This window comes from Pseudomonas sp. P5_A12 (assembly GCF_056400685.1).
In genome coordinates this window covers 1-6292 of the sequence record NZ_JBFUKU010000301.1, presented here as the reverse complement: position 1 = coordinate 6292, position 6292 = coordinate 1, and the positions used below count along the sequence as shown (strand labels likewise).

Below are 6292 nucleotides of genomic sequence, written 5' to 3'. Positions count from 1 at the left end.
ACCTTAGCCCAACTTCTCGACCTGCGTTAACCCTTCATTTGATTCCCACAACTCAACCAGCCTGCCGGTGAACGGCAGGGAGGAATTCTGTATGCCTCAAGAAACACTGAAGGCCTATCAAGTTGGCGACAACGACATCGTTGCCGCCTACGACCCGGCCGGCGCAATCAAAGTGCTCTGCGACTTCAACGGTTACCCGCACAGTGAGTTCGATCTGGAGGACGTCGATCTGGTCAGCGAAACCATGCTCGACAACACGGAGGCCTTTGACCAGGACGAAGGCAAAATCATCGTCTTGGATAAAACGCTGCGGCAGGAACTGAAGCAGCTGACCGAGCCGGCCTACCTGCACGGCTGGGAATAACCCCTCACCACCTTCTGCCGCCACGCGCGGCATGGAGCATCCTTATGGAAACTGAAATCCTCTCGGACGAAGAGCTGGCAGAGTTCACCGGCTACAAGGCCCGTGCGTACCAACGGCGCTGGCTGGTCGATCGTCAGTGGGTATTTGTCGAAAGCCGTGGTAAGCGCCCGCTTGTTGGCCRAATGTACGCCCGCATGAAACTGGGCATGATCACGTCCACGGTTGGTGACCCAAGCCCTCCACCGGCGGCGCCGCCATGGACGCCTGATTTCTCGCGAGTGAACTGATATGCGCCCCCGCAAGACCGAATATCACCACCTCCCCCCACGGATGTATCAGCGGTCCCGCAAGCGCAAAAATGGCGCCGTGTGGACCGCTTATTACTACCGTGACCTACTAGGCAAGGACATACCACTCGGCAAAGATCTGGATAAGGCCAGAATCAAATGGGCGGAACTTGAAGCTAAGGAAAAGCCCCTGGACCTGCGCACGATGAAAGGCATCTTTGACCGCTACATCCGCGACATTGTCCCCAAGAAGGCGCCGCGCACGCAGAGGGACAACCTGTCAGAGATCAAGCAGCTCCGCCCTATGTTCGATAGCGCGCCCATCGATTCGATCACCCCTGCGACCATTGCTGGGTATCGGGATGCGCGGTCGGCCAAGGTTCGGGCAAATAGGGAGATTGCCACCCTCTCCCATATTTTCAATATCGCTCGGGAGTGGGGCCTGACGGCCAAGGAAAACCCGTGCCAAGGGGTGCGCAAGAACAAGGAAACGCCGCGAGACTACTACGCGAATGATGTGGTGTGGGATGCGGTTTACAAGAAGGCAGCTCAAGAGCTGAAAGACGCGATGGACCTGGCCTACCTGACCGGGCAGCGGCCAGCAGATGTCCTGGTGATGCGAAAGGATGACGCAGAGGGGGGATATCTGGGGGTACAGCAGAACAAGACGCACAAGAAATTGCGTATTCACATGACCGCAGGCGATGAGGCGAACAGCCTGGGCCTGCTGATCGCGGCGATAACCGAGCGCAATTCTCGGCATGTCTCGAACTACCTGATCGTCAGCCAGCACGGCAAGCGGATGACGGCGACGATGCTGAGGAAGCGCTGGGATCTTGCTCGTGAAAAGGCAAAGCTGGCTGCTATCGAAGTCGGCGACGAGCTACTGGCGGCGAAGATTGGTGGGTTTCAGTTCCGGGATATCAGGCCGAAGGCAGCATCTGAAATCTCCGATGTTGGCGAAGCCAGCCTCCTGTTGGGGCACACCAAAGGGGACATCACCGAACGCGTTTACCGTCGAATTGGGGCCATCGCCAAGCCCTCAAAATAGCCTAAAAACCGTTCCATAACTCAAAGCAGGCCCCTTGTAGAATGCGGGCTGTAGAGGTGCTGAAAAATGAAAGTAATGGAACGGAAAATCGCTACAAGGCACAGCCTGATTTCATCTGTATACCGGTCTTGAAAACCGTCGACTGTAACAGGTCCATGAGTTCGAATCCCATCGCCTCCGCCATCTTTATACGACAAAGCCCTGATTTTTCAGGGCTTTGTCGTTTCTGGGGTTTGGGCTTTCCTGCCGCTCCTGCACAGATTGTGTCCGCAGCTTTTTTGCCATTTCCGCAACCGTCTTTTCGAAACCTCTGGAAACCGTCGTAGATTTCTCACTCCCTCATGGCCGTTCTTCGAAATATGGTCGGGACGGACTGATTCGAACACTCGCCCGCTAGCACCCCATGCTTGAAAATTGGCGTAATCACCGTTACAAAAACTTCCCGATTTATCCCTCTCATGGATATTGAAAAGCTGAAGTCCGTGTTGTAGTCATGGCTTGCGCATGATACTCGGCACACCGGCCACCCATTGGACGATCAACGTTTTCACCGCGCCTTGAAGTCGGCTTTCCATGTGTTTGGCGTGCACATCAGCACAGATGATTTTCGAATAGCTATAGTTCTTGGCTTGAACGGCTATCGCGCGAGTAATACAAAGTCATTCGAAAATTCGAAAATTCGAAAATGACGTTGAACAGTTCGCGTTACGTGGCGAGGGTATCGCCAGTTACCTCATCAACATGAAACCCTGATGATTACCAGATCCGCATCTTAAGGCCCCAATTATTGGGGGCTTTTTGCTTGTGCGCCAGGCATGGCGCGTTAGCGCAACCAGCTTGGCTGTGGTGGCCTCGCTGGTGACTTGGAGGTGAAAGTCCTCTACACACCCGGCAAGGGGAAGTGTTAGCCAGAGGCAAGGGTGTCGCGGGTGACTGCGAATCTGAAGGAAGCCCGAGGCAAATTGCTGGCCTGACGAACAGGAAGCGGATAGAGGCGGCGCAGCGGGGTAAGAAGGCAAGCATCTTCAAAGCCCGATACTTGCACGGAACGCTGTGACGTAGATCCGACAGGCATAAGCAGGAAGGTCGCGCGAATTACCCTGGGAGATCTGCACGTTTGCTACTGTGCTACCGAGCGTCGAGAGGCGACGGGATGAACGAGCAGAAGTCAGCCGAAGCCGTAGTAAGTGGCGGTTAACCGCGTCACCAAGGGCTGAACAGGTTATGCCGCCAGTAGGCGTCAAAGTCTCGTTGAATACCGAAATGCAGAAATTTCTCCCAGAGAAGACTGTTACTCCGAGTTCCGGACAGAATCCGAGGATGACGGCTGGCAGCGCACAGGTATCAGCGGCGTCTGTGACGTGGACGAACGCGGAGCCGGACACGCTGATGGCGCGGGTGCTTACACCGGCCAACCTCAAGCGTGCGTATCAACGCGTAGTCAGCAATAAGGGGGCGCCGGGTGCCGATGGCATGACGGTCGACGAATTGGCGGGCTACGTGAAACAGTATTGGCCGATCCTCAAGGCTCGGTTGCTGGCCGGCGAGTATCACCCGCAAGGTGTGCGCGCCGTCGACATCCCCAAACCCAAAGGCGGGACACGGCAGCTGGGCATTCCCTGCGTCGTGGATCGCCTGATCCAACAGGCTCTGCTGAAACAGCTCACGCCGATCTTCGATCCGCTGTTCTCGGACTACAGCTACGGTTTCCGTCCGGGCAGAAGCGCTCACCAAGCCATCGAAACTGCCCGTGGCCATGTGGCGGCGGGTCACCGCTGGTGCGTGGAACTTGATCTGGAGAAGTTCTTTGATCGGGTCAACCACGATGTATTGATGGCGTACATTGAGCGTCAAATCGAAGACAAGCGGGTGCTCACGCTGATCCGTCGCTATCTCGAAGCGGGAACGATGTCAGGTGGACTCGTCAGCCGACGGCAGGAAGGGACGCCGCAAGGCGGCCCGCTTTCGCCGTTGCTGTCGAACATCCTGCTCAACGAATTCGACCGTGAATTGGAGCGGCGGGGCCATCGTTTCGTGCGCTATGCCGATGATGCGAACATTTATGTGCGCAGTCGCCGTGCTGGCGAACGAGTGATGGCCGGCGTCGAGCGTTTCCTGAGCCAGCGACTGAAACTGGTGCTGAATCGGGAAAAGAGCCGAGTTGTCGGTTCTTGGAGGTGTGATTACTTGGGCTACGGGATGAGCTGGCATCAACAGCCAAGGCTGAGAGTGGCAACAATGAGTCTGGGTCGCTTACGCGACCGACTTCGAAGCCTGCTGCGCGGCTGGGCTGGCTACTTCAAGCTGAGTCAGAGCAAGCGGCCACTTGAGGATCTTGATGGCTGGGTGCGTCACAAACTTCGCTGTATCATCTGGCGCCAATGGAAGCAGCCCTCTACGAGGGCGCGCAACTTGATGCGTCTAGGGCTCAACGAAGCTCGTGCTTGTAACTCAGCATTCAATGGTCGAGGCCCTTGGTGGAACTCCGGAGCACCCCATATGAATCAGGCGCTGCCGAAGAAACTATGGGATCGACTCGGGCTGGTCTCAATACTGGACACGATAACCCGGCTTAGCCGCTTAACCTGAACCGCCGTATACGGAACCGTACGTACGGTGGTGTGAGAGGACGGCGGATGTAAATCCGCCTCCTACTCGATTCAGCAGCCTCTGTTCACCCACTTACTCCCCACCTCTCCAGCCTACGTGACGTTGTTGGATCGCCCGTTGGGAGAGGTGAGTGAGTCACTCAAGCGTTTAGTCAACACCCTATTTCTACAGATTTCGCTCATCGAGTCGGGACAATCACACCTTGCGCAACGGTTTTGAAGTCTTGGACTAGACTCAACGCTCTTGGGGGGTTGCGGTTCAACTTGGAGAGCAACCATGAAAACTACGTTATTGACGTTAACACTTGCTTTCGCACCTCTGTTTGGTCCTCCTGCCTTCGCCGATACATCCAAACCCAATATTGTATTCATAATGGGTGATGATATTGGCTGGATGCAGCCAAGCGCCTACCATCGAGGTTTGATGGTTGGCGAAACACCGAATATAGATCGTATTGCTAATGAAGGATCGATCTATATGGACTATCTCGCCGAGCAAAGTTGCACGGCTGGTCGCAACGCGTTTTTCACCGGCATGCATCCTCTGCGAACGGGGATGATCCCACCCCAACTACCCGGCAGCCCCTCCTATCTGCGGCCCGGTACACCAGCGCTGGCCAAATTCCTCTACGATTTGGGCTATTCAACGGGTGAGTTCGGCAAGAACCACTTGGGTGACCATCCGGCAGCACTGCCAACTGCCCATGGTTTTCAAGAGTTCTGGGGCTACCTCTATCACTTGGATGCAATGCAAGGGGTGAGTTTTCCCGATATCAACAAGTCGCCCACTGAACAAGCCATTGCACCGCCCTGCAAAAATGAACCGCTGCCTGGAGTTCCCGAGGTTCCAGGGGCTGTCGACCCCAGGGTAGCGAACTGCCTGACACCGCCACGACCGGTGCTTGCCTGCACGTCCTCCGACGGCACACAGCAAAATCAGAAGTGTAAGGATGAAGGCCCGTTGACCCTGGACCGGTCAAAAACCGTCGATGAGGAAATCTCTACGCACGTCATAGATTTCCTCGACCGCAACGACCCTAAAAAAACCGGCAAGCCGTTCTTCGTCTGGTACAACCCTGCACGCATGCACATTACTACCGTGCTGTCTGAGAAGTACCTGAACATGGTCGGCACCCCGGGAGGCAAGGATTGGGGGGTCAATGAGGCCGGGATGAAGCAAATGGATGACAACATCGGGTATGTCATCAAGAAGCTTGAAGATATGGGGCAGTTGGAAAACACCATTATTGTGTTTACCACTGACAACGGTGCTGAAGTCATTACCTATCCTGACGGCGGCGTTACTCCCTTCAAAGGTGGCAAGCTGACCACCTGGGAAGGCGGTATGCGTGCACCGATGGTTGTTCGTTGGCCTGGACATATCAAGCCAGGCACCGTCAGGAGTCAGTTGTTTTCATCGCTGGACTGGGTGCCAACCCTGGTCGATATTGCCGGTGGTCCGAAGGGAAATGACCTGAAAACACAGATAGAAGGTGGCAAGTACCCAGGTATCGTCAAAACCACACTCGATGGCGTCAATCAAGTCGACTATCTGACAGGCAAGAGTGAGAAGTCCGCGCGCGAGATCTTCTTCTATTACACCGGGCCGAAGCCTTCGGCAGTGCGCTACAAAAACTGGAAGATGTACTACACGATGGTGCCAACCGATCCTACGGGAGCTATGAAAGGAGCTGTAAGCTACTCCTGGACCATGGTTGACAATATCAAGCGCGATCCCTTCGAGATTGCTGGCGGGTTGGACGATCCTAAATCCATCGCGGGTTATGCCGGGGCACTTGCTGCACCCGCCACGGCCTATATCTATGACTGGAATATGTTGCCCCTGGGTCAATTGCTGTGGATGAAAGAACTCGCATCGTATAAAGAGTTCCCACCATTACAAGCACCTGAAACCTACAACCTAGACGGCATCATGGCGGAAATGGCAGCCTCCAGAGCGACGAGTCATGCCGGCGAATAG

At 55.3% G+C, this 6292-nt stretch carries 5 protein-coding genes; all 5 read left to right on the top strand.

The window, feature by feature from the left end:
* The first annotated feature begins 91 nt into the window (after nt 1-91).
* The 5 genes from AC1DSG_RS26075 to AC1DSG_RS26055 all read left to right on the top strand — a co-directional run bounded on the left by AC1DSG_RS26075 (nt 92) and on the right by AC1DSG_RS26055 (nt 6292).
* A complete protein-coding gene (locus tag AC1DSG_RS26075; protein WP_477793464.1) occupies nt 92-364 on the top strand; it encodes a hypothetical protein in 273 nt (90 codons plus the stop codon).
* A gap of 44 nt (nt 365-408) precedes the next feature.
* Complete coding sequence (locus AC1DSG_RS26070; RefSeq protein WP_477793463.1) at nt 409-651, top strand: DUF4224 domain-containing protein; 243 nt, start codon at nt 409-411, stop codon at nt 649-651.
* Nucleotide 652: 1 nt separating this feature from the next.
* Entirely contained in the window at nt 653-1702 is a 1050-nt protein-coding gene (locus AC1DSG_RS26065; protein ID WP_477793462.1) for a tyrosine-type recombinase/integrase, read from the top strand.
* Nucleotides 1703-2926: 1224 nt separating this feature from the next.
* Nucleotides 2927-4291: a group II intron reverse transcriptase/maturase gene (gene ltrA / locus AC1DSG_RS26060; protein WP_477793461.1), complete on the top strand. Its 1365-nt coding sequence runs from the start codon at nt 2927-2929 to the stop codon at nt 4289-4291.
* 297 nt (nt 4292-4588) lie between these two features.
* Nucleotides 4589-6292 (top strand): arylsulfatase, encoded by a 1704-nt coding sequence (locus AC1DSG_RS26055; protein WP_477793460.1) that lies wholly within the window; start codon nt 4589-4591, stop codon nt 6290-6292.